The following is a 22,992-nucleotide window of genomic DNA, read 5'->3' on the forward strand; positions in this document are numbered from 1 at the left end:
GGGATGTTTTAGTGGAGAAACTAGAGATCAGACCGATTGCGCAGAGTGAAGCGACACTGCTTCAAGCAATCAGTATCGAAACGTACACAGATACGTTTGGTGAATATAATACGCAGGCAGATATGGCTGCCTATCTTGCAGAAGCTTATGACGTCCAACGATTGTCAAAAGAATTGATCAATCCAGAGTCTGCTTTTTTCTGGGCACTAGAGCATGGAGAAATTGCAGGCTATCTAAAACTGAATACTGGGAAGGCACAATCTGAAGAAATGCCTGAGGATCATTTAGAAATCGAACGGATCTATGTTCGGCCTCCTTATAAGAAAAAAGGGATTGGCACACATTTGATGAATTGGGCATTGAATCAGGCAAAATTACAGGAAAAAGCAGCTGTGTGGTTAGGCGTGTGGGAACACAATGAGCCAGCTCAAGCTTTTTATCGGAAACATGGCTTCATCCGCCAAGGACAACACGTGTTTTATATGGGCGATGATGCACAGATCGATCATATCCTAGTAAAAAAAATCAATGAGGTGTAACGAATGAAAAAATTTATAGTAGATCCATCTTTTTGGGAAGTCTTCCCGAAAGCTACGATCGAAATTTTAACTGTGGAAGGCATCAACAATCAAGTGGTTGAAGAAAACGAAGGAGAGTATTATGAGCGCTTGAACAACGCTGCTAAAGAAGCAAGAAATTATTTAACAGAAGAACCCTTCAGTCAAAATGAAGTAGTCGCTCAATGGCGTCAAGCATTTACACAGTTCAAAACAAAAAAAGGCGCACGTTCATCGATCGAAGCACTGCTTAAAAGAGCCAGTCAAAGTCGTGAATTTTTCCCAATCAATCCATTAGTTGATATTTATAATAGTATCTCTTTACGCTTTGGCGTGCCCTGTGGCGGAGAAGATCTAGCAAAAATCGCCGGTGATCTTCATTTAGGAAAAGCACAAGGTGGAGAAAGCTTCCTGCCTTTAGGCGCAGAAGTAGACGCTCCTGCATTACCAGAAGAAATCATCTACTATGATCATGAAGGTGCAATCTGCCGTTGCTTTAACTGGCGTGAAGCACAGCGAACGATGCTAACAGAAGAAACAACGAATGCTGTGTTGGTGATTGAAGCAGTCAACGAACAACAAGCGGAAGTTGCCAAAAAAGCAATGGCTGCTTTACAAGAGGACATTGAACGGACATTTGGTGTGACGAGCAATAGACAAACAGTGACGCAAGAACAACCAGAAATCACTTTGTAAGTGGAGGAAGCACCCGCCATCTTCAAACTAGGTAAACTTGAAGATAGCGGGTGCTTTTTTTCTTGATAGAGTTCACATGAAAATGAGTAACATTCGCACGATCTTCCTCTACTTACATAGAAGTCAGTTCCACTAAATGTGTTTCCGCTTTCGTGCTATAATGGAAACAAGCTTTTATTTAGAGGAGGCGTTGTCAAATGATCCATAAATCTCGTGTCATGCTATATGTCGAAGATGTCGCATTAGTCAGTCGATTTTTCGTTGAGCAGTTAAAGGCAGAAATAGTTGAAACACTGGAATTGCCGGAAGAATACCAAAGTATCGTCTTGCGTGTATCACAAGAGTTTGAGCTGGCTATTTTCCCTCGGACATTCGTTGAACGATTCTCACCAGAAGTATTAGGCCCACCACCGTCTATGATTTTCTTTACCGATAAGTTTGAAGAGTTTTATGAACAAATCGAAACAGCTGGTGAGATTTTGGAGAATAATGGCTTGTTGACGTTTAACTTTTCCGATCCAGAAGGAAATTTTTTTGTGATTGCCAAATTAGAATCGACAGAAAAAGTAGAGGAAAGGGAGGCAGAAGATGAAAGTCTCGATCACTGAAACACTAGAAGATTATTTCAAAAAGCAACGAATCAAAAAGAGTGATAAATTGAGAATGAAGAATTTGAAATCTGGGAAAGATCCTGCCAAAGGATGGGATAAAATGGTCGATACAGGATTAGGTGGGTTAAATTCTTTGGATTATCGTGGGAAAGGGAGTAATTTGCCAATCAGCCAAATCGATAATCAAAAATTTCGTGCGGAAGAACAAAAGCGAATCGGGAAAGAAACGCATAAATAGCGGTCTCTCCACCTGTTGTGTACTTAGTTTTATTTGTTAGTAATCGAAACATTCTTCTCTAAATGAAAGCGGAATAGCTAAACGCCAATGTTCGGATTTTTAATTAAATCCGAATTTTTTGTTTACTTATTTCTTGATTTGGGATAACATTAAACACGTTGTTTTATTAATAAATCTAATATAGTAAGAACTTTTTTATAAATGTTCGGTTTTAGGGGGATGGATGATGAAGGGAAAAATACTTTCCTACTTCGAGATTGACGCACTGAATACCACAGTGAAACGGGAGATATTGGCTGGTTTTACAACATTTATCTCTATGGCATATATCTTATTTGTCAATCCAACAGTGCTTGGAGCTTCAGGAATGGATGAAGGAGCAGTATTTACTGCAACTGCATTAGCGAGTGCGATCGGTTGTATTTTGATGGGTGTCGTGGCACGCTACCCAATTGGCACAGCGCCTGCGTTAGGAATCAATGCCTTTTTTGCTTACTCAGTCTGTTTAGGTATGGGGATTCCATGGGAAACAGCGTTAGCAGGGGTGTTTGTTGCTTCATTGATTTTTATTTTGATCACTATTTTTAAATTGCGTGAAATGATCATTGATGCCATTCCAACAGACTTAAAGTTTGCGATCTCAGGTGGGATCGGCTTATTTATTGCTTTTCTAGGGTTGAGTGAAGGCGGATTGATCGTTGCGAATGAATCGACCCTTGTTGGCTTGGGTTCATTGAGTGTTGGTTCTACTTGGCTGACGATTTTTGGGTTAGTTGTCACAGCGATTTTATTAGTCCGACGCGTACCAGGCGGTATTTTTATCGGTATGGTGGCAACGACGATTTTAGGGCTAGTCACTGGACTGATTCCTATGCCTTCACAGCTTGTAGCAGCAGCACCGAGCTTGAAACCTACATTCTTAGTGGCACTGAAACACATCGGTGATATCAATAGCTTACAAATGTGGGTAGTCGTCTTGACATTCTTGTTAGTGACCTTCTTTGATACAGCGGGAACATTGGTCGGGTTAGCAAACCAAGCTGGTTTTATGCAAGACAATAAAATGCCACGTGTTGGGAAAGCACTAGCTTCAGATTCTACCGCAATGTTAGCTGGTTCTTTGCTAGGGACATCACCAGTAGGAGCTTTTGTTGAGTCATCCGCAGGGATCGCCGTCGGTGGCCGTTCTGGCTTAACTGCGATCACCACAGGGATCTTATTCTTGTTTGGCTTGTTTTTCTCTCCATTATTATCAGTGGTGACTTCTCAAGTCACTGCACCTGCACTGATTTTAGTCGGGGTGTTGATGGCACAATCCTTACGTCAGATCGAATGGGGAAAAATGGAGATTGCCATTCCTGCATTCTTGATTTTGATCGGTATGCCATTGACTTATAGTATCTCAGATGGGATTGCATTAGGCTTCATCTTTTATCCAATCACCATGCTAGCAGCAAAACGTGGGAAAGAAGTTTCGCCAATCATGTATGCTTTGTTCTTTGTCTTTATAGGGTTTATGTGGATCTTGAATGTTTAACTGATTTAGAAAGAACTTGAGGGTTTGATTGCTTTAAAGTGTGAGTCACAAGTAATTTTTTACTTATGGTGCACACTTTTTTTGTTTCTAGACACTTGAGTTTAATGTTATCGGTAACATGCTCAAGTCTGTTTACTCTTGATTTTGTAAGCGTTACAATTTCTGTAAGAATAGTACAAAACAAATGGAGGAACATATGGAGAAAAAATGGTGGCACCAATCAGTGGTATATCAAGTCTATCCACGTAGTTTTCAAGATACGAATGGGGATGGCATCGGTGATTTGAGAGGGATTATTTCAAGATTAGATTATTTAACGTATCTAGGGATCGATACAATTTGGCTTTCCCCGGTCTATGAATCCCCAAATGATGACAATGGCTATGATATCAGCGATTATGAAGCAATCATGGCTGAATTTGGGACAATGGCTGAAATGGATGAACTGATTGAGGAAGCTAAGAAATCTGGCATCAAAATCATATTAGATTTAGTCGTCAATCACACTTCAGATGAACATCAATGGTTTATCGAATCACGCAAAAGCAAAGACAATCCATATCGAGATTATTATATCTGGCGTGATCCAGTCAATGGTGACGTTCCTAATTCATTACGCTCGATCTTTAGTGGCCCTGCTTGGGAATTTGATGAGGCGACTGGTCAGTATTATTTGCATCTATACAGCAAGAAACAACCCGATTTGAATTGGGAGAATGAGCGAGTCAGACAAGAAGTCTATGACATGATGAATTTTTGGATCGATAAAGGAATTGGTGGGTTCCGCATGGATGTCATCGATACGATCGGCAAACTACCCGATCAAGAAATCACCAATAATGGTCCTCGGCTTCACGAATACCTACAAGAAATGAATCAAGCAACCTTTGGCGATAAGGATTTGATGACGGTAGGAGAAACGTGGGGCGCAACGACAGAAATCGCGAAACTTTATTCAGACCCGAAAAGAAATGAACTATCCATGATCTTCCAATTTGAACATATGAGTTTGGACCAACAAGAAGGTAAGGATAAATGGGATCTAAAAGCTTTAGATGTTTCTGAACTGAAACAAGTTTTGTCGAAATGGCAGACAGCGTTAGGAGATGAAGGCTGGAACAGCTTGTTTTGGAATAATCATGATCTGCCGAGAATTGTTTCACGTTGGGGGAATGATCAGGAATATCGCGTAGAAAGCGCGAAAATGTTTGCTATTTTATTGCACATGATGAAAGGGACTCCTTATATTTATCAAGGGGAAGAACTAGGCATGACAAATGCACCAATCCAGGACATCTCAGAAGCAAAAGATATCGAAACGATCAATATGTATCACGAACGTCTTGCATCTGGCTATCGTAAAGAAGACATCTTGCAGTCTATCAATGCGAAAGGTCGTGACAACGCGCGTACGCCGATGCAATGGGATGAAACAGCACATGGCGGATTTACGACAGGAACACCTTGGCTATCCGTCAATCCCAACTATCCAAGCATCAATGCGAAACAAGCAGTGGCAGATCCATCTTCGATTTTCCATACGTACAAACGCTTGATCGAGTTACGCAAACACAATGAAATCATTGTCTGGGGAGAATATGAATTGTTGGCAGAAACTCCAGATGAAGTCTTCGCATATTATCGGACACTCAATGAAGAACGTTGGTTGATCATCTGTAACTTATCTGAACAAACACATGAATTGACTGTTCCACAAGAAACAACGGAACTGATCATTGCAAACTATGACCGAGAAGTGCCTATGGGAGAAGTTGAATTACGTCCTTATGAAGCGTTTGTGGTGAAAATTGAGTGATGGATTGAGTGTCACATCTAGAAAATGGATACCACGCATATTACTTTTTGACGGCATATATGCTATCGTATGTATATGAAAAAACCAAGCAGAAGATGGTAATAGTGGATGGGTGATCTAAGCAGATCATCTATCCATTTTTTTTAGTGAAGGACTTCCTTGGAAATAGTGTCAAAGGAGATCGTGAAAGAAGCATTTTTAGGTGAGTGTTGAAGGTCAGCTTTTGGAATTTCGTTTATTCAGTTTTAAGGTTTGAAATAAAAATTAATTTTATTTTTGTTCTAGACACCTATCCTCCTCTTTGACAAATCAACTAAATCATACTATGATATGTACGCTAACAGGAGGTGTAAAAATGGGGAAATCAATTGAACGGTCATTAGAAGAATGTCTGTTTTTCAGTGTAAAAAAACTAGATCGCATCTTAAATAAATTGGCCGATGAAGCATTCAAAAAAACTGGGCTTGCGCCAACGTATGGATTTATTTTGCTGATCCTGAAAGAAAAAAATGGGATTCCGCAAAAGGACATTGCACAAATGCTGTATTCTGCACCTTCCACAATTGCACGTTTCGTAGAAAAGTTAGAATATAAAGGCTATGTCAAAACAGTGACAGAGGGACGTCTTTCTCTCGTCTATTTAACAGATGAAGGTCGTGAATTTGTCAAAGAGATCGACAGTAGTTGGGATGAGCTTCATCAAGCCTATAAAGTTGTTTTAGGCGCTGCTGAAAGCGAACGCCTTTCACAAGAGCTGAATGAGGCGACCAATAAATTACAAAAAAAATAAAATTTTTTAAACATAACAGTTGCATGTACAACTAAACGTATGGTTAAATAAATACGAGAAAAATAAGTGACATTCGTCATATTGGAGGAAGAAGAATGGTAAAATTCAATGAATCAATCACATTTCCATCAGGTAGTGAGCTAAAAAATCGGTTGATGCTATCACCAATGACTACTGAACTTAGCTTTTTTAATGGAGTAATCACAAAAGATGAAATCGAATACTATGCACAACGATCAAAAGGATTAGGTGCAGTGATCACTGGTGCTGCCAATGTGCAAGATATCGGAAAAGGTTGGCCAGGTGAATTAAGTATTGCACACGACGAAATGATCCCTCGTTTAAGTGAATTAGCACAAGCTATCCAAGGTGAAGGTGCTAAGGCGATCGTGCAAATCTTCCATGGCGGACGTATGACGAGTCGTGCGACTTTATCCGGAGAACAAACAGTATCTGCTAGTGCTATTCCAGCAGAACGTCCAGATGCCGAAACACCTCGGGCATTAAGTGAGGAAGAAGTCAGCGAAACGATCCGAGCATTTGGAGAAGCAACACGCAGAGCGATCGAAGCCGGATTTGACGGCGTGGAATTACATGGAGCGAATACCTACTTGATCCAACAATTCTTCTCTCCTCATTCTAATCGTCGTGACGACCAATGGGGCGGAACGTTAGAGAAACGTTACCACTTTATTGAAGAATTATTGAAATCTGTCTTTCAAGCAGTTGAAACACACGCTAAGAAACCATTTATCGTTGGTTATCGTTTTTCACCAGAAGAATTTGAAACACCAGGTATCCGTTTTGAAGAAACGATTTGGTTGATGGAACAATTACGTGAAACGAAATTAGACTATCTACATGTTTCTTTGAACACGTATGACCGTGTAGCTCGCTCTGAAACGTATAATGAAAAATCAATTCTTGAATACGTCCATGAAGCGATTCAAGGAAAAATCCCGCTAGTCGGTGTCGGGAATGTCCGTAACCGTAAAGATGTCGAGTCTGTGTTAGCTCATGCTGAACTCGTGGCAGTTGGCCAACAAATGTTGGTAGATCCTGAATGGGCAGTCAAGTTATTAGAAGGTCGGGATGATGAATTTGTGACGAAACCATTTTCTGAAGCATACAAAGACTTGTATTTACCAAGTCCATTGTATAATTTCCTTGATCAACGTTATCGATCAACCATCAATATCTAAGAAAGAAGCTGAGAAAATGAAAGTTTTGATTGTTTTGACAAATGTAGAGAAATACGACAATATCGAGCGTCCAACAGGTTTATGGTTAAGTGAATTGACTCATTTTTATGATGTATTAGTCAAAAATAAGATCGATGCTGACTTTGTTAGCCCAAATGGCGGCTATGTGCCTTTGGAACCAAAAAGTATATTAGATATGGATCAAGTGGATTGGGCCTATTATCAAGATGAAGATTTTCGTAACCGTGCCTTAGGACAAACGTTACGTCCTGATGAAGTGAATCCAAAAGATTATGCAGCTATTTACTATGCGGGTGGTCACGGAACGATGTGGGACTTCCCAGGCTCAGAAAAATTAGCAGAGGTTGCTTCTGCGATTTACAAAGAGAATGGCATCGTATCAGCGGTTTGTCATGGCGTCGTAGGGCTATTGCCTGTCGTAGACGAAAACGGTCAGTCCATTTTAGCTGGACGTAAAGTGACTGGCTTCAGTAATGAAGAAGAGGAAGCGAACGGTACAACGAATAATGTACCATTCCTGACTGAAGATTCATTGAAAGAAAAAGGAGCAGATTATCAGGCAGGAAAAGCTTTTACTGAAGTGGTTCATGTAGATGGGCGTTTATTAACAGGACAAAACCCTCAATCTGCACACCTATTAGGAGAAAAAGTCGTTACTGCGTTGACGAAATAAAGCGAAGTTTGGAGAGGGGATCAATGATGGAAACACGTACCTTGAACAATGGTTTGACGATTCCTGTACTTGGATTTGGGGTCTTTCAAATCTGGGATCAAGAGGAATGTGAGCAAGTCGTTTTAGAAGCGCTAAATGCTGGCTATCGGCTGATCGATACTGCGGCTGTTTATTACAATGAAGAAGCAGTTGGTCGGGCAATCAAAAAAAGTGGGATTCCCAGAGAAGAAATCACCATTACAACAAAGCTATGGGTCACTGATGCTTCTTACGAAGGTGCTTATAAAGCGTATGAGCGTTCTTTACAAAAATTAGGGGTAGACTACATTGACATTTTCTTGATCCACCAACCTTACAATGATTATTACGGCGCATGGCGTGCTATGGAAGAACTCTATGATGCAGGTAAAGTAAAGGCAATCGGAGTCTCCAATTTTTCCACTGGTCGTTTGACCGATTTGATTTTGAATCACCGCATCAAACCTGTCATCAATCAAATCGAACAACATCCGTACCGTCAACAAAAAAAACAAAGAGAAACAGGCACACACTTTGACGTTGCGACGGAAGCATGGAGTCCGTTCAATCAAGGAAAAGATGGGATCTTTGATGAACCAGTGTTGAAAGAATTAGCTGAGAAATACAATAAAACTGTTCCACAGATCATCTTACGTTGGCAAACACAACTAGGGATCATCACGATCCCTAAATCTGTCCATGTGGATCGTATGAAGCAAAATATCGCCATTTTTGATTTCCAATTATCAGAAGAAGAATTGACTTTGATCGAACAGCTCGATCAAGCACCAGAGTCAACTGGACCTCGTGAACATCGAACATTAGTTGAAAATCTGCATAATATCTCGATTGATCAAGCAAATAAATAAGTATTATGTTGATGCGTTCAAAAGAGAGTGTAGGAACTCCGTTGATTTCCTTCAAATTGTTTTTTTCTACTGTGTATCTAATTTTCATAGTATACTAGGAGGCACAAAGATTGGAACAACAAGGAGAGAAAGCTGATGGATAATACAGCTCTTGCAAGATTTATTACCTCATTAGGTAGTTTAAATAATTATGGTAGCACGGTTTTACAAACGAAAAAAGCACTTGATCAAAAATCGACAAAACCTCTGAGACAAAACAAAGACGATATCGCGATTTTTACAGATGCATTAAAAGGAATCGATGTAATCAAAAAAATAGGATTCTCAACAGATGGGATCATTGCAGTAAATACACAGTTTGATTCACCATCAAATGAACAACCTGGTTTGCCCGGTCATTTGAGAAATGCTTATTACAATGAAGAGGATCGTATCGCTATTATTATCGATCAACAAAGTCAGGAAGCTTATTTGCCACCGGAGATCGTTACGCGAGTCGATATCGATCAAATCGTAGAAAGATTTAATGAGTCTAAAAAGGAAGAAAAAGATGCTTGGCGTGTCTTTGCACAATTATCAAAATTACAGGCGTTTCAAGACGGCAACAAGCGAACAGCACTGATTGCTGCTAACTCAGCTTTTGGTACGTTAGAAAATGAAAATTACCTCACTCTTCCTTTCAATGATCTGGATCGAGTGGAATTTACATTGAATCTGATGCGTTATTACCAAGCAAAGACACCAACAGAGGAAGAAAAAGCGTTTGAACGTATGCTAGACACACTACCATCACCTAAAGAAAGAGAACTGGCATTACATGCACCTATTCAAGAAAATAAAAATTTTGATGCGAGTACGTATCGCATCAAAGAGCAATTGAGTAAACCAGATGTATCAAGAGAATAAAGATGAGAATAGAGACTTGTAGTGAATTTTTGGACGAACTGCAAGAGGTTGTGACAGAAGTGTTCAGCTCCGAGAAATAAGCCGAGAAACTCGAAAATTGTTCTTCAAATTTTTGGGTTTCTCGGCTTATTTCCGAAGGAGTTGCTTCTGGAACACCGTTCATTCGGTTTTAAGGTTAGAAACAAAAATGAATTTTATTTTTGTCCCACTCTCCGAACTACTTTGATTTGTATGAGTGTGATATTTATCAAATAAGGAGGGATTTCCTTGCATGATCAAAAATATTTTCATTAGTGAGTATCAAGTAACGAAGATTTTAGAAAATATTCAACTAAAACTTGAATTTCACTTTGCTTGAAAAAAGGAATTTCTAAGTAAGGAACCTTGTTGTCTAAACACCACTGTCTTTTTATTTCCATATTTCTTAATATGTTTTGAAAACGTTTAGTAGTAGCACTTTTCTTGAAGTAGTGATGAACACCATGGTATTCAATAAAGTACCATTGATTATTTTGTTGAAAGGAAAGATCAATTCTTAATGGACGATTCTCGATTGTGGTAAGATTTTTGAACGTCCGCTCTCGATAATACTGAATATTTTTAGAGTTAAGTATTTGAGCAATAAGTTGTATCTGCCAGCTAGGTTGCGAGTGTGATAGTGGAAATTGTTTATACATTTTTTGTGCATTAGGATGATAAGACAAACTTACAATAAAAACTTTTTTCTTTTGACCATTGATATGAATAGAGGTATTCGTATGGATATGGATCTTATTCTGATAATGATAAGGGAGATACCAATCATAAATTTTTTTCATGATTTTTCCATTTTTTACAAAAGCAACGGTTACGATGTTGAAATTTTCTTTGATATAAACTAGTTCATTCATAATTAATCAACTCTTTCTTATACATATATTTATGGATTTCCTTGGTAAATGGAGCTACTTCTACAATACCCTTTATACGGTTTTACGGGGAAAGAACAAACTAATGTAACAGTTCCTCATCCGATAGAATTTGTTTCTATGTAATCATATAATCGTCTTCTTCTATTTTGCTTCGGCAAAAAAGTAACTCTTGTTTTTTGTATATATTATATATACGCAAACCAAGCTAAAATCAATTTCTTACCTTATTACTCAAGTTAAATACTTATGTTTTACAAATTAGAAAAACGATAGTCTAAAAGTGACTCTTGCAGAAAATAAATCGAAGTATTAGAAATCACCAGAGCAAGCTTTTGCAAGTATAAACTTTTTTAGAACCTCCCACTCCAAGAAGTTAGGTCAGTAGTGAACAGGTGAAAAATGATGAAAATTAGTCCCCAAAAACTATTAAATTTAGAAATAAGCATGTCGGCTAAATTAAAGGTTGTAAAAAGCAACAAATCATATCTTCCAAAGTAAGAGAGATAGCAAAGAAGTGGTTAAGAAAATCAGCTGCTGTTTTTTGCATCATTTCTCTTTTATGAGTATAATATAATCAAATATATGGTGATATCGAAATATTTTGAGGTTCTTTCACTCAACAGGAGGAGATAGTGTGAAAACAAAAGAGAAAGCAAAAAAAGGAAGAATACAAGTCGGAATTGATAAAGAGCTAAAAGAAAACGCAGAACAAATATTAGAAGAACTTGGGTTGAATGCGACAACAGCAATCACCATCTTATATAAACAAGTTGTATCAAGAGGTGAGTTTCCAATGGAAATAAAATTGAATGAAGAAGAAAGACAAGCAATCAAGTTGCGCCAATTAACACAAAGTATGCCTGTTACATTGCTTGATACAGATGAAAAGCTAAATGAGTGGCTAAATGAATACGAATGAAATAGTCACAGTTTATGTGGCTTACGCTGACAAAGAAGATGGAAAGAAAAGACCTATATTGGTTATACGAGATAAAAATGACTGTATTGAATTTTTTAGTATCACTAGCCAATATGAACATAAGTCAAAAAAGATAAAACAAGTATATTTTCCTATCAAAGATTGGAAAAAGTCAGGTCTGCATAAGGCTTCTTGGATAGATGTTGGTATGCTAAGAGCAATACCTAAAGGAAATGAAAAAATAAAATACGCCAAGGTAGGTACGCTAATGAAAGAAGACGGGGCTCGATTGATTGAATTCATCAAAAATTTACAACAAAACGAGAAGTTGTAACAGAAGTGCTCAACTCCGAGAAATATGCGTGAAGCCCCGAAAATTGCTCTTCAAATTTTGGGGTTTCACGCTTATTTCTGTAGGAGCTACTTCTGGAACATCGTTTATTCGGTTTTAGGGTATACAAGGTGACTAATGTCCCAGAATTTTTTCTACTAAAGTAGCTGAGCTAGGGAATATCACAAAAGAAAGTATAATAATAAGTGAGAGGAAACACGATTGATCCAGCGCCTTCAGATGGCTATTCTTCTAGTAGAATTAACGAAAATAAATAAAAATAATTGATATAAAATAAACGAATAAAAAATAGGGTGAATATAGTTTATAATGCAAGCGTATTATATAAATATTTACATACCTATTTTTTAGAGAGGTCTCTATCTACATAAATAATCGAATAAAGAAGGAATAGCTATGGAATACGAGGTTGAAGTCAGTCAGGCAATTCGAAATGTATTTACGGCGAATCAATCAAAAAAGTATCAAGAAATAATTATCTATAAAGTACATGAGTATTTGACGCACGATTTTTATCGAATCAAACCCGTTGAGATGTCTGTAAAAGAATCGATTTATGAAATGAAAATCCATTTAGGAAAGGAAAATTTCCGTATTGCTTTTAGGATAAATGAGAAAAAGGTTCAGGTTTTTTATATTAGTCAAACGTTGAAAAAAGAACGATTTGATAAAGAAGTGAATAAAATAGTTGTTCGTTCAAACAAAAAACACTGAGTGACTAAATCTATGAAAAAGGTAGAGAAATAGTAAAATGAACATGATTTATAAAAAGCAATTAAAACAATTTTTGAAAAGAAACGTTAAGTCAAAGGACTGTGTCACTTTAAAAATCCTTACCTTCAAAAAAGATCGCTCGATACGCATCACGTATGACCAAGCACGATACAGTATTGTCGAAGATGGGTTTGAAAGGAGACAGTATCAGTTTGACTCTTCAGATGAAGTAATAAAAAAGGTGATGAAACTAGCAGATATCGAATTTAAAAAGAGCCACAGGCTTTATACGCAATTAAAGAAAGAATAAAAAAGCCACCATCAGAATATAAATAAAGCAATTGGCACACTGTTTATACTCGCTGTTTCCTTTACTGATTGAAACGTTTTCTAAGAAATGATACTCTAAGGATAACAGATGAAAAAGAGGGGAATATCATATGAGGATCGTAATCGTCGGTGGCTCATTTGCGGGCATTCAGGCAGCTGTTTCATTGCGTAACGACTGTCCGGAAAGTGAGATAATCATTATTGAAAAACAAGGGCGGATAGGGTTTATCCCGAATAGTGTCAATTTGATCTTGAAAGGGGAATTCCACGAAGAAGCGCATCATTATTGGATGACAAAAGAACAGTTGGCTCAAGAACATCAAGTAGAGGTACGAACAGAAACAGAAGTGGTTGCTTTGAACAGCGATAAAAATCAAATCCAATTACAAGACGGTGAGCTGCTTCACTTTGATTATCTTGTGATTGCGACAGGCTCACATCAACGCTTCCGTTTTAGTACGCAAGAAAATGATACGATTTGGACGATCAAAGATCCTAAAACTTCGCAAGAATTCCAACAACGCATCAGTACATCGAAAAAAATCGCAGTGATCGGTGCAGGACAAGTAGGCTTGGAGTTGATTGAAGGATTAGCAAACTTAGGAAAGGAACTTCATCTATACGAAAGCCAATCGACGGTTTTATTCCGCTATTTTGATCCAGAAATGATCAAGCCACTGTATCGTGAGCTGAACGATCGAGGGATCCGATTTTTCTTAAATGAACAAGTACAAGAAATCATTGAAACAGAGCAAACAGAAATCTTCACGGAAAATAGAAGTGAAACGTATGATTTGGTTTTGTTAGCGAATTACACTCGTCCAGATAATCAATTATGGGAAGAGTCACTTCAATTGAATGACGATGGGACGATCTGGGTCAACGACTACCTTCAAACGTCACAGGAAAATATTTATGCGATCGGCGATGCGATCCAAGTGACTTATCGACCCACACAAGAAAAAATGTACGTCTCTTTAGTGAACAATGCGATCCGAACTGCGAAGATCGCTAGTAAAAATATCAGCGGGCAACTAAAGAAAGATCTAGGCACCTATCGTCCAATCGGCAATCACTGGTTTGGCCATTATTTTGGCAGTGTCGGGTTAACAGAAAGTGAAAGTATTTTTTATCCTGGCAAAATAAAAACACACTATCTAACGACTAGAGCCTCGGCGACGAATCAGGAATCGATCAACATAAAAGTATTGCTGACGGAAGATGGAAAACTGATCGGCGCGCAATGCCATAGTCAAGCTGTGATTTTCTATCTCTTAGACCGACTGACGTTAGCAGTTGAGGAAGGATGGACACTCGCAGATCTAGAAGCGCGCGAATTCTTCTTTCAACCTGAGTTTCGAGCGCCAACAGCTCTTGTAAAGGTGGTTGATCCTTTCGATGAAGATTGAGGAATTTTTAGAAAAAAAAGAACAGATTCAGATTGAACTATTACGAATGCTTGTATTAGAAGGTGGTTCTGCCTCAATCAATGAACTGCGATCTCATGTGAAATTATCAAAATCTGCCTTCGACCAGTATATTGATGACATTGAAATGATCGGTCGTATGATGAAAACGAAAATTTCTGTCCGAAAAAATGAATTCCAAGTGGTGCTTGATTTAGACGAGCAGACGAGTCTAGAAAAAATCATGCTTTTTTTAGTCCAGCAAAGTGTGAAATATCAGATCCTGACGTATTTACTTGAACATCAACAAGCTTCCAGTGTGCGCTTGGCAACAGCTTTTACGATCAGTGAATCTTCTGTTTTTAGAAAGATCAAAGAATTGAATCATCTCTTGAAAGAGTTCTCCTTGCAGATCAAGAATGGACAGATCCAAGGAGAAGAGCTACAGATCCGCTATTTTTATTATTCCTTGTTTCAATTTTTCCCAGAATCACAAAGACCGCAATATTTACAAGATACACCGGATAAACGCCCGTTGACGGTAGGATTGGCGCATGTCCTCAATACAAGTTTTTCTCCCCAATCATCGATAAAAATCGCGACATGGATCGGTATTACAAGAAAAAGACTCCTGTCAGATAAGATGAAGTTTCAAGCAACAAAAGAAAAAAAAGATTTATACCAAAATGATCAGTTGTACCAAACGATTCATCCAGTCATTTCATTGTATCTCAGCCGAACGGCCGCTGATGTCACAGCTTATGAGTCTATGCTATTTTATAGTTTTCTTGTTTCTTTTTCTGTATTGGAGGAGGAAACATTTTATCAATATGACTTGACTCGTAGTAAAAAGTTGCCAACAGCTGTTTTGGATACGTATATTCGCGAAACGATGCTATGGCATTATCGACCTAGACGACTAAAAATCAAAGAAGAAAAAACGATCGGGTATCATTTGGCACAAATCAATAATGAATTATACTTTTTTTCCGGCTATTTAACGATTTATGATCAACAACATCTACTCACGCAGCAACAGCGTATGTTGGGAGATTCATTGAGTCAATTACTTGATCGCTTGAAAACGACTACCATTGAGCAGCTGCCTATGAAAAAATTGACTGATCAAGTTCTAGATAACTTGATGAGTCAATATGCGAATATTTTGATGATGATTGATTTCTATATTGAAAAATCTGTGGTCATTGGCATCGACCTGCAATCCTTACCGATTTATCGAATCGCTTTTCAACAATTTTTGATTCGAGAACTAAAGGGGATCAGTGGGATCGTGATCGAAGAAGTCCAACCAGAAAAAAGCTATGATTTTGTGATCACCTTTAATCAGGAAAAAAAAGGACAGGAGTATTATTATCTGTCTGAATTTGCTTCAAGCTATGATATATCAAGGTTGAAGCGCAAAATTGAGCGTGACAAAAAAGCTAAAAATTAAAAAAACTGTCAAAAAAAAGGTAAATTGCTATTTTTTTGGCAGTTTCTATTCCTTAAATGGGTGTACCATAAAAGTAGTTAAAGAAAGCGTTTGCAGAAAAATGGAGGAGATCATAATGACAGAATCTACGTATATCATGGCAATTGACCAAGGGACGACAAGCTCACGAGCGATTATCTTTGATAAAAAAGGAAGACACATCGGTAGTTCGCAAAAAGAATTCACTCAATATTTTCCACGCGAAAGCTGGGTAGAGCATGATGCGAATGAAATCTGGAACTCCGTACAGTCAGTTATCGCTGGTGCATTCATTGAATCCGGTATCAAACCAACACAAATCGCAGGTATCGGTATCACGAACCAACGTGAGACGACAGTGATTTGGGAAAAAGACACAGGACGTCCGATCTATCATGCAGTGGTTTGGCAATCACGTCAATCAGCAGATATTGCCAACAAATTAAAAGAAGACGGACACCAAGAATTTTTCCATGAAAAAACTGGTTTAGTCATTGATGCGTATTTCTCTGCTACTAAGATTCGTTGGATCTTAGATCACGTAGAAGGCGCACAAGAACGAGCGGAAAAAGGCGAGTTGATGTTTGGAACGATCGATTCTTGGCTTGTTTGGAAATTGACAGATGGACAAGCGCATGTAACCGATTACTCAAATGCAAGTCGTACAATGTTGTTTAATATCCATGACTTGGATTGGGATCAAGAAATCTTAGATTTATTGAATATTCCACGAGTGATGTTGCCGAAAGTGACATCAAACTCAGAAGTTTACGGTTATACACAAGGCTATCACTTCTATGGTAGTGAAGCACCAATCTCTGGTATGGCTGGAGACCAACAAGCCGCATTATTCGGTCAGATGGCTTTTGAGCCAGGGATGGTCAAAAACACTTATGGAACTGGTTCATTTATTGTGATGAACACTGGGGAAAAACCACAATTATCTAAAAATAATTTGTTGACGACGATTGGTTACGGAATAAATGGAAAGGTTTACTATGCGTTAGAAGGAAGTATCTTTGTCGCTGGTTCCTCCATCCAATGGTTGCGTGACGGCTTACAAATGCTACAAAAAGCAAGTGATTCAGAAGATGCAGCGAAGCGTTCGATAAGTGAAGATGAAGTATATGTTGTACCTGCCTTCGTTGGGCTTGGAGCACCTTATTGGGATCAAGCAGCACGTGGCTCAATGTTTGGTCTAACACGAGGAACGACGAAAGAAGACATCATCAAAGCAACCTTGCAATCCATTGCTTATCAAGTTCGCGATATCATTGATACGATGCAAGATGATACAGGTATCAAGATCCCTGTGTTAAAAGTCGATGGTGGTGCAGCGAACAATGAATACTTGATGCAGTTCCAAACAGATATTTTGAATGTACCGATCCAACGTGCTGGTAACTTGGAAACGACAGCATTAGGCGCTGCCTTCCTTGCAGGTTTAGCAGTTGGTTATTGGAAAGATACAGATGAAATTCGTGAATTTTATGAAGCAGGCAAAATTTTCGAAGTAGAAATGCCAGAAGAGCGTAGAGAAAAACTTTACACTGGCTGGAAAAAAGCTGTGAAAGCGACTCAAGCTTTTGAGTAAAGGGAGGGAACACAAGATGTTTTCAAGAAAAACAAGACAAGCTAACATTGACCACATGAAACAAGAAGAATTAGATCTTTTGATTATCGGTGGAGGAATCACTGGTGCAGGTGTAGCGATCCAAGCAGCTGCTTCAGGTATCAAAACCGGTTTGATTGAAATGCAAGACTTTGCGGAAGGAACTTCTTCACGTTCAACCAAATTAGTACATGGCGGTATTCGCTATTTAAAAACGTTTGATGTTGAAGTAGTAGCAGACACAGTAGGTGAGCGAGCAGTAGTACAAAGTGTCGCTCCGCATATTCCTAAACCAGATCCGATGTTATTACCGATTTATGAAGGAGAAGGTGCCACAACCTTCAACATGTTCTCAGTAAAAGTTGCGATGGACTTGTACGATAAGTTAGCCAACGTGACAGGAACAAAATTTGAAAATTATACGCTAACGCCGGAAGAAGTCTTAGAGCGCGAGCCATTCTTGAAAAAAGATGGGTTAGCAGGTGCTGGAGTTTACTTGGATTTCCGTAACAATGATGCACGTTTAGTGATCGATAATATCAAAAAAGCGGCAGAAGACGGAGCGTATTTGGTCAGCAAAATGAAAGCCACTGGTTTTATCTATGATGGCGATCAAATCATCGGTGTCAAAGCTCGTGACTTGTTAAGTGATGAAGTGATTGAGATCCGAGCAAAAATCGTGATCAACACAAGCGGCCCATGGGTAGATAAGATCCGCAACTTGAATTTCAAACGGGCGATCTCACCAAAAATGCGTCCGACAAAAGGGGTACATTTAGTCGTAGATGCGAAGAAATTACCTGTGCCACAGCCAACTTACTTTGACACAGGAAAACAAGATGGCCGCATGGTCTTTGCGATCCCTCGTGAAAACAAAACGTATTTTGGAACGACAGATACTGATTATCAAGGTGATTTTACGGACCCTCAAGTGACACAAGAAGATGTGGATTACTTACTAGACGTGATCAATCATCGTTATCCAGAAGCAAACATCACTTTGGCGGATATCGAATCAAGTTGGGCAGGCTTACGTCCATTGTTGATCGGGAATGCGGGTTCTGACTACAACGGAGGAGACAACGGTTCGATTTCCGATAAAAGCTTCCGTAAAGTCGTGGATACAGTGACAGATTTCAAAGAAAACAAAGTATCCCGTGTAGAAGTGGAAGATGTATTGAATCATTTAGAAAGCAGTCGTGATGAAAAAGCACCGTCGACAGTTTCACGTGGTAGCTCATTGGAACGTGAACCAGACGGACTAGTGACTCTATCTGGTGGTAAAATCACTGATTATCGCAAAATGGCAGAAGGTGCGATGAAGTTGATCCGCCAACTATTAAAAGAAGAATATGGCGTAACAGCGAAAGAAATCGATTCGAAGACCTATTCGATCTCAGGCGGTGATTTTGATCCGACGAAACAAGAAGAAATGGTCCAAGAATATACAAAAATCGGTATGGAAGCTGGTCTGGATGAAAAAGACGCTGCATATATCGCAGACTTCTACGGAACAAATGCGAAACATATCTTTGAATTAGCAAAAGAAATGAGTCCTTATCCAGGATTGACCTTGGCTGAATCTGCACGTTTACGCTATGGATTAGAAAATGAAATGGTCTTAGCTCCAGGTGATTACTTGATTCGTCGTACGAACCATCTCTTATTTGAAAGAGATCAGTTAGATGCGATCAAACAACCGATCATTGATGCGATCGCTGCATACTTTGATTGGACAGACGAAGAAAAAGAACGGGAAACGCAACATTTAGAACAACTGATCGCTGAATCAGACTTGCGCGACCTGAAAGGAGAAAAATAAAATGAATGCAGACATGACCCAAATCATGGGGGAATTTATTGGAACAATGATTTTGATCCTTTTAGGGGACGGCGTATGTGCGGCAGTTAATCTAAATAAAAGTAAAGCGCAAGCTTCTGGCTGGATCGTCATTGCATTTGGCTGGGCAATGGCTGTAACGATGGCAGTCTTTATTTCAGGATTCATGGGACCAGCTCATTTAAATCCTGCGGTAACACTTGGAATGGCAATGACAGGCGCAATCGGTTGGAACTTAGTCTTTCCATTCATCATTGCCCAATTACTAGGTGCAATCGTTGGTGCGGTACTCGTTTGGTTATCTTACTTGCCACATTGGTCAGCAACAAAAGACCAAGGGGCAATCTTAGGAACTTTTGCGACTGGACCAGCAATCCGCAACTATCCAGCTAACTTTATCACAGAATTGATTGGCACGTTCGTGTTAGTTTTAGGATTATTAGCATTCGGTCAAACTGAATTTGCTGGTGGAACAAATGTATTTGCTGTTGGCGGATTGATTTTAGCTATCGGGCTATCATTAGGTGGATCGACAGGATATGCGATCAATCCAGCTCGTGACTTAGGTCCACGTATTGCTCATGCGATTTTACCGATCGCTAACAAAGGTGGCTCTGACTGGGGGTATTCATGGGTGCCGATTGCTGGACCAATGGTTGGTGCAATCGTCGCAGTTGGTATGTACACGTTGATGGTTTAATGAATTAGATTTTCTATATGAAAAAAAACGATTCTCATCGTTCGCTATTCGCGGACAGTTGAGAATCGTTTTTATTTTTTAGTCAAAGTAAGAAGAGAGCCAGCTACATCAAGCTTTGATAGATAGCGATGATCTCTTCCACATTCGTTTCTCTTGGATTTCCTGGAGTACAGACATCGTTGAATGCATCTTCTGCAATTTGTGCAATATCCGCTTCTTTGACACCTAATTCAGAAATCGTGGCAGGGATACCAACTTTTTTCGATAAAGCATCAATCGCTTCACACGCAGCATCACGGATATCCTCGATTGAACGAGACGCTGTATCCTTGATTTTCAACGCCTTCGCAATTTCCCGATATTTATCACCTGTAAACTCTTTATTGTATTTCATGACCGTTGGCAATAAGGCAGCACAAGCGACTCCATGGGGAATGTCATACCATGCAGACAAAGGATGCGCCATGCCATGGACAAGACCTAAGCCGACGTTTGAAAAGCCCATCCCTGCAAGGTATTGCCCCAATGCCATATCTTCCCGACCTTTTGGATCACCCGCAACGGAATCGGCCAAGCTACGACCAATGACCTCAATTGCTTTGAGGTGGAACATATCGGTCATTTCCCACGCACCTTTAGTGATCAAACCTTCGATTGCATGCGTCATCGCATCCATACCAGTTGCCGCACATAAGGCTTTCGGCATCCCCATCATCAGATCGCTATCAACAAAGGCAACGATTGGAATATCATGGGGGTCGACACAGACAAATTTACGTGAACGCTCTTTGTCTGTGATCACATAATTGATCGTGACTTCAGCCGCCGTACCAGAAGTAGTTGGAACAGCTAAAATTGGTAAACTTGGCTGTTTCGTATCTGCCACGCCTTCTAAACTACGGACATCAGAAAACGTTGGATTTGTCACGATGATCCCAATCGCTTTCGCTGTATCGATCGGTGAACCTCCGCCAATTGCCAGGATTACATCGGCTTTCGCCTCTTTTACGAAACTCACGCCGTCTTTTACATTCTCGATCGTTGGATTAGGCACGATACCATCATAGATGTCATAGGCGATTTCTGCCTCATCTAATAATGCCGTCACTTTGGTCACTATACCGATTTTGACTAATTCTTTATCAGTGATGATGACCACTTTTTTGAAATTTCTTGCTTGGATCTCTGTTGGAATAGCCGCGATTGCGCCTTTTCCATGATAGGATGTTTCATTTAAAATCATTCGGTTTGCCATTTGATTTACTCTCCTTTACGTGTATCGGTTTCAGGAATCATATATTCCGCTGGGTAACGTAGTTCTTTGAAATAGTAGATCCGATCTTGCTGATCAAATGTCCGCACGACACGGCATGGATTGCCTACTGCTAAAGAATTGGGTGGGATATCTTTCGTGACGACACTTCCGGCGCCGATAACAGCATGATCACCGATCGTTACACCAGGAAGGACAGATGTATTTGCGCCGATCCAGACATTATCGCCAATCGTCACTGCTGCCCCAAACTCTGCTTTGTACTCTTGCCGTAAAACGGGATCTAAAGCATGTCCTGCGGTGTAGATCCCCACATTTGGCGCGAGTAAGACATCTTTGCCGATCGTGATCGGCGCAACATCTAATAATGTGCAATTATTATTGGCTAAAAAATTTTCTCCGACGGTGATATTGATGCCATAATCGCAATGAAACGGTTGTTCCACAAAGAGTTCATCCCCTGTTTGTTTAAACATTTTTTTGATCAATTGCTGACGTTCTGCTAATTTTCGGGGATGGATATGATTGAACTCATAAAGCAGATCTCTCGTAGTTAAACGAAGCTGCAATAATTCTTCCTCTTGGCGATAGACCTCACCAGCAATCATTTTTTCGACAGTTGATTTCATTCGTCACCTCACGATTGCTAATCGTTCAAATAACCAGTACGTGGGACAACTCCAAACGCATCAGCAAGTAATTTCAAATTGTCATCTTCTAACGTCTGTTTGATCCCACCTTGTGCCATGACGATCGTATAGACTTGGGCAGCTTTTTCGGCTGTTTCAATCAAGCCAAACGTCTCATCCATGTCTTTCCCAGAACCATAGATCCCGTGTTGTGGCCAAACGACTAAACGTGTTTCTTTCATTTTTGCAGCAGTTGCTTCACCGATTTCATTTGAACCCGGAACTAACCATGGAATGACTGAAATACCTTCAGGGAAAACAACTAAGCACTCGGTACACATTTGCCATAAGGTACGAGTGAATTCTCGTTCAGAAAGTGGATGGCTAAAAGTCATTGCTAACAAATGTGTCGCATGGCAGTGCATGACGATGCGGTTATCTGGATCGACACTTAATCGAGCGATATGGCTCATGAAATGACTTGGTAATTCAGAAGTCGGAACAGCATCAGGTGCTAATCCCCATAAGATGTCGATCGCATGTCCGTCACCCGTCACACGAATCAAGCCAAGATTTTCTTCGGGCGCTTCTTGCATATTTTTAAAATACTTTCCAGATCCAGTCACTAAAAAATACTTTCCGGCTAATTGTTGGGCATCAAAAGCCAATGGCAGTGTCCGTAAGACTTTTGTAGGATCGATAAAAGGTAATACTTGTGCTTCTTCTAGTAAATAGGTGATATTGCCACCATTACGTTCATCCCAGCCTAGCCGGTACATATTAGTTGTCGCTTGAATCATTTCTTTTACAAAAGGAGCATGGAGCATCGCTAATTTTTTCACGAGTGAGACCTCTTTTCTTTTATTCTTATGATAGAAGGAGCGTAGCGTATTTTTATCTT

Annotated in this window: 24 protein-coding genes; 20 read left to right on the plus strand and 4 right to left on the minus strand. The window is 39.5% G+C overall.

Annotation, left to right across the window (positions count from 1 at the left end):
• Nucleotides 1-11: 11 nt before the first annotated feature.
• The 11 genes from DOK79_RS07895 to DOK79_RS07945 all read left to right on the plus strand — a co-directional run bounded on the left by DOK79_RS07895 (nt 12) and on the right by DOK79_RS07945 (nt 9,934).
• Nucleotides 12-539 carry a GNAT family N-acetyltransferase gene (locus tag DOK79_RS07895; protein WP_206855658.1) on the plus strand — a complete coding sequence of 176 codons (528 nt, stop codon included), beginning with the start codon at nt 12-14 and terminating at the stop codon, nt 537-539.
• Between the two features lie 3 nt (nt 540-542).
• The gene (locus DOK79_RS07900; RefSeq protein WP_206855661.1) at nt 543-1,253 is read left to right on the plus strand and encodes a B3/B4 domain-containing protein; all 711 of its coding nucleotides are present in this window, start codon (nt 543-545) and stop codon (nt 1,251-1,253) included.
• 197 nt (nt 1,254-1,450) lie between these two features.
• Nucleotides 1,451-1,861, plus strand: a complete 411-nt coding sequence (locus tag DOK79_RS07905; protein WP_206855663.1) for a glyoxalase — start codon at nt 1,451-1,453, stop codon at nt 1,859-1,861.
• A complete protein-coding gene (locus tag DOK79_RS07910; RefSeq protein ID WP_206855664.1) occupies nt 1,842-2,102 on the plus strand; it encodes a hypothetical protein in 261 nt (86 codons plus the stop codon). The genes DOK79_RS07905 and DOK79_RS07910 overlap by 20 nt, the downstream gene beginning before the upstream one ends.
• Nucleotides 2,103-2,328: 226 nt before the next feature.
• Nucleotides 2,329-3,639, plus strand: a complete 1,311-nt coding sequence (locus DOK79_RS07915) for an NCS2 family permease (RefSeq protein ID WP_206855667.1) — start codon at nt 2,329-2,331, stop codon at nt 3,637-3,639.
• Nucleotides 3,640-3,835: 196 nt separating this feature from the next.
• A complete protein-coding gene (locus tag DOK79_RS07920; RefSeq protein WP_206855669.1) occupies nt 3,836-5,455 on the plus strand; it encodes a glycoside hydrolase family 13 protein in 1,620 nt (539 codons plus the stop codon).
• A 355-nt stretch (nt 5,456-5,810) separates the two neighbouring features.
• Nucleotides 5,811-6,245 (plus strand): MarR family winged helix-turn-helix transcriptional regulator, encoded by a 435-nt coding sequence (locus tag DOK79_RS07925; protein ID WP_206855670.1) that lies wholly within the window; start codon nt 5,811-5,813, stop codon nt 6,243-6,245.
• Between the two features lie 95 nt (nt 6,246-6,340).
• Entirely contained in the window at nt 6,341-7,447 is a 1,107-nt protein-coding gene (locus tag DOK79_RS07930; protein WP_206855671.1) for an NADH-dependent flavin oxidoreductase, read from the plus strand.
• Between the two features lie 16 nt (nt 7,448-7,463).
• On the plus strand, nt 7,464-8,141 hold the full coding sequence (locus DOK79_RS07935; RefSeq protein ID WP_206855672.1) for a type 1 glutamine amidotransferase domain-containing protein: 678 nt from the start codon (nt 7,464-7,466) through the stop codon (nt 8,139-8,141).
• A 26-nt stretch (nt 8,142-8,167) separates the two neighbouring features.
• The gene (locus DOK79_RS07940) at nt 8,168-9,028 is read left to right on the plus strand and encodes an aldo/keto reductase (protein ID WP_206855846.1); all 861 of its coding nucleotides are present in this window, start codon (nt 8,168-8,170) and stop codon (nt 9,026-9,028) included.
• Between the two features lie 135 nt (nt 9,029-9,163).
• A complete protein-coding gene (locus tag DOK79_RS07945; RefSeq protein ID WP_206855673.1) occupies nt 9,164-9,934 on the plus strand; it encodes a Fic family protein in 771 nt (256 codons plus the stop codon).
• 290 nt (nt 9,935-10,224) lie between these two features.
• Here the strand turns inward: DOK79_RS07945 and DOK79_RS07950 are convergent, their stop codons facing one another.
• Complete coding sequence (locus DOK79_RS07950; RefSeq protein ID WP_206855674.1) at nt 10,225-10,824, minus strand: hypothetical protein; 600 nt, start codon at nt 10,822-10,824, stop codon at nt 10,225-10,227.
• A gap of 655 nt (nt 10,825-11,479) precedes the next feature.
• Between DOK79_RS07950 and DOK79_RS07955 the strand changes: the two genes are divergently transcribed.
• The 9 genes from DOK79_RS07955 to DOK79_RS07995 all read left to right on the plus strand — a co-directional run bounded on the left by DOK79_RS07955 (nt 11,480) and on the right by DOK79_RS07995 (nt 20,189).
• Nucleotides 11,480-11,764, plus strand: a complete 285-nt coding sequence (locus DOK79_RS07955; RefSeq protein WP_206855675.1) for a type II toxin-antitoxin system RelB/DinJ family antitoxin — start codon at nt 11,480-11,482, stop codon at nt 11,762-11,764.
• Nucleotides 11,751-12,098, plus strand: coding sequence for a type II toxin-antitoxin system PemK/MazF family toxin (locus DOK79_RS07960; protein WP_206855676.1), 348 nt, complete (start codon nt 11,751-11,753; stop codon nt 12,096-12,098). Before DOK79_RS07955 ends, DOK79_RS07960 begins: the two co-directional genes overlap by 14 nt.
• A gap of 414 nt (nt 12,099-12,512) precedes the next feature.
• Entirely contained in the window at nt 12,513-12,830 is a 318-nt protein-coding gene (locus DOK79_RS07965) for a hypothetical protein (protein ID WP_206855678.1), read from the plus strand.
• A gap of 37 nt (nt 12,831-12,867) precedes the next feature.
• On the plus strand, nt 12,868-13,140 hold the full coding sequence (locus DOK79_RS07970; protein ID WP_206855682.1) for a hypothetical protein: 273 nt from the start codon (nt 12,868-12,870) through the stop codon (nt 13,138-13,140).
• Nucleotides 13,141-13,270: 130 nt separating this feature from the next.
• Nucleotides 13,271-14,569, plus strand: a complete 1,299-nt coding sequence (locus tag DOK79_RS07975; protein WP_206855684.1) for an FAD-dependent oxidoreductase — start codon at nt 13,271-13,273, stop codon at nt 14,567-14,569.
• Complete coding sequence (locus tag DOK79_RS07980; RefSeq protein ID WP_206855687.1) at nt 14,559-16,019, plus strand: helix-turn-helix domain-containing protein; 1,461 nt, start codon at nt 14,559-14,561, stop codon at nt 16,017-16,019. Before DOK79_RS07975 ends, DOK79_RS07980 begins: the two co-directional genes overlap by 11 nt.
• A gap of 115 nt (nt 16,020-16,134) precedes the next feature.
• Nucleotides 16,135-17,631 carry a glycerol kinase GlpK gene (gene glpK / locus DOK79_RS07985; protein ID WP_206855691.1) on the plus strand — a complete coding sequence of 499 codons (1,497 nt, stop codon included), beginning with the start codon at nt 16,135-16,137 and terminating at the stop codon, nt 17,629-17,631.
• A 16-nt stretch (nt 17,632-17,647) separates the two neighbouring features.
• Nucleotides 17,648-19,471: a type 1 glycerol-3-phosphate oxidase gene (gene glpO, locus DOK79_RS07990; RefSeq protein WP_206855693.1), complete on the plus strand. Its 1,824-nt coding sequence runs from the start codon at nt 17,648-17,650 to the stop codon at nt 19,469-19,471.
• Nucleotide 19,472: 1 nt separating this feature from the next.
• Nucleotides 19,473-20,189 carry an MIP/aquaporin family protein gene (locus DOK79_RS07995; protein ID WP_010736418.1) on the plus strand — a complete coding sequence of 239 codons (717 nt, stop codon included), beginning with the start codon at nt 19,473-19,475 and terminating at the stop codon, nt 20,187-20,189.
• 103 nt (nt 20,190-20,292) lie between these two features.
• Here the strand turns inward: DOK79_RS07995 and fucO are convergent, their stop codons facing one another.
• Genes fucO through rhaD form a run of 3 tightly spaced genes read right to left on the minus strand, consistent with a single transcriptional unit; the run spans nt 20,293 to nt 22,933 of the window.
• Complete coding sequence (fucO, locus tag DOK79_RS08000) at nt 20,293-21,444, minus strand: lactaldehyde reductase (RefSeq protein WP_206855694.1); 1,152 nt, start codon at nt 21,442-21,444, stop codon at nt 20,293-20,295.
• Nucleotides 21,445-21,449: 5 nt separating this feature from the next.
• Nucleotides 21,450-22,091 carry a sugar O-acetyltransferase gene (locus DOK79_RS08005; protein WP_206855696.1) on the minus strand — a complete coding sequence of 214 codons (642 nt, stop codon included), beginning with the start codon at nt 22,089-22,091 and terminating at the stop codon, nt 21,450-21,452.
• A gap of 17 nt (nt 22,092-22,108) precedes the next feature.
• Nucleotides 22,109-22,933: a rhamnulose-1-phosphate aldolase gene (rhaD, locus tag DOK79_RS08010; RefSeq protein ID WP_206855698.1), complete on the minus strand. Its 825-nt coding sequence runs from the start codon at nt 22,931-22,933 to the stop codon at nt 22,109-22,111.
• Nucleotides 22,934-22,992 lie beyond the last annotated feature (59 nt).

The sequence above is a fragment of the Enterococcus sp. DIV1094 genome, assembly GCF_017316305.2.
GTDB lineage: Bacteria > Bacillota > Bacilli > Lactobacillales > Enterococcaceae > Enterococcus_B > Enterococcus_B mangumiae.

Excerpts from the sequence above, each read along its gene's own strand:
- DOK79_RS07900 (WP_206855661.1), top strand. The coding sequence starts at position 543 with ATGAAAAAATTTATAGTAGATCCATCTTTTTGGGAAGTCTTCCCGAAA.
- DOK79_RS07905 (WP_206855663.1), top strand. The coding sequence starts at position 1,451 with ATGATCCATAAATCTCGTGTCATGCTATATGTCGAAGATGTCGCATTA.
- DOK79_RS07910 (WP_206855664.1), top strand. The coding sequence starts at position 1,842 with ATGAAAGTCTCGATCACTGAAACACTAGAAGATTATTTCAAAAAGCAA.
- DOK79_RS07915 (WP_206855667.1), top strand. The coding sequence starts at position 2,329 with ATGAAGGGAAAAATACTTTCCTACTTCGAGATTGACGCACTGAATACC.
- DOK79_RS07920 (WP_206855669.1), top strand. The coding sequence starts at position 3,836 with ATGGAGAAAAAATGGTGGCACCAATCAGTGGTATATCAAGTCTATCCA.
- DOK79_RS07925 (WP_206855670.1), top strand. The coding sequence starts at position 5,811 with ATGGGGAAATCAATTGAACGGTCATTAGAAGAATGTCTGTTTTTCAGT.
- DOK79_RS07930 (WP_206855671.1), top strand. The coding sequence starts at position 6,341 with ATGGTAAAATTCAATGAATCAATCACATTTCCATCAGGTAGTGAGCTA.
- DOK79_RS07935 (WP_206855672.1), top strand. The coding sequence starts at position 7,464 with ATGAAAGTTTTGATTGTTTTGACAAATGTAGAGAAATACGACAATATC.
- DOK79_RS07940 (WP_206855846.1), top strand. The coding sequence starts at position 8,168 with ATGGAAACACGTACCTTGAACAATGGTTTGACGATTCCTGTACTTGGA.
- DOK79_RS07945 (WP_206855673.1), top strand. The coding sequence starts at position 9,164 with ATGGATAATACAGCTCTTGCAAGATTTATTACCTCATTAGGTAGTTTA.
- DOK79_RS07950 (WP_206855674.1), bottom strand. The coding sequence starts at position 10,824 with ATGAATGAACTAGTTTATATCAAAGAAAATTTCAACATCGTAACCGTT.
- DOK79_RS07960 (WP_206855676.1), top strand. The coding sequence starts at position 11,751 with ATGAATACGAATGAAATAGTCACAGTTTATGTGGCTTACGCTGACAAA.
- DOK79_RS07965 (WP_206855678.1), top strand. The coding sequence starts at position 12,513 with ATGGAATACGAGGTTGAAGTCAGTCAGGCAATTCGAAATGTATTTACG.
- DOK79_RS07970 (WP_206855682.1), top strand. The coding sequence starts at position 12,868 with ATGAACATGATTTATAAAAAGCAATTAAAACAATTTTTGAAAAGAAAC.
- DOK79_RS07975 (WP_206855684.1), top strand. The coding sequence starts at position 13,271 with ATGAGGATCGTAATCGTCGGTGGCTCATTTGCGGGCATTCAGGCAGCT.
- DOK79_RS07980 (WP_206855687.1), top strand. The coding sequence starts at position 14,559 with ATGAAGATTGAGGAATTTTTAGAAAAAAAAGAACAGATTCAGATTGAA.
- glpK (WP_206855691.1), top strand. The coding sequence starts at position 16,135 with ATGACAGAATCTACGTATATCATGGCAATTGACCAAGGGACGACAAGC.
- glpO (WP_206855693.1), top strand. The coding sequence starts at position 17,648 with ATGTTTTCAAGAAAAACAAGACAAGCTAACATTGACCACATGAAACAA.
- DOK79_RS07995 (WP_010736418.1), top strand. The coding sequence starts at position 19,473 with ATGAATGCAGACATGACCCAAATCATGGGGGAATTTATTGGAACAATG.
- fucO (WP_206855694.1), bottom strand. The coding sequence starts at position 21,444 with ATGGCAAACCGAATGATTTTAAATGAAACATCCTATCATGGAAAAGGC.
- DOK79_RS08005 (WP_206855696.1), bottom strand. The coding sequence starts at position 22,091 with ATGAAATCAACTGTCGAAAAAATGATTGCTGGTGAGGTCTATCGCCAA.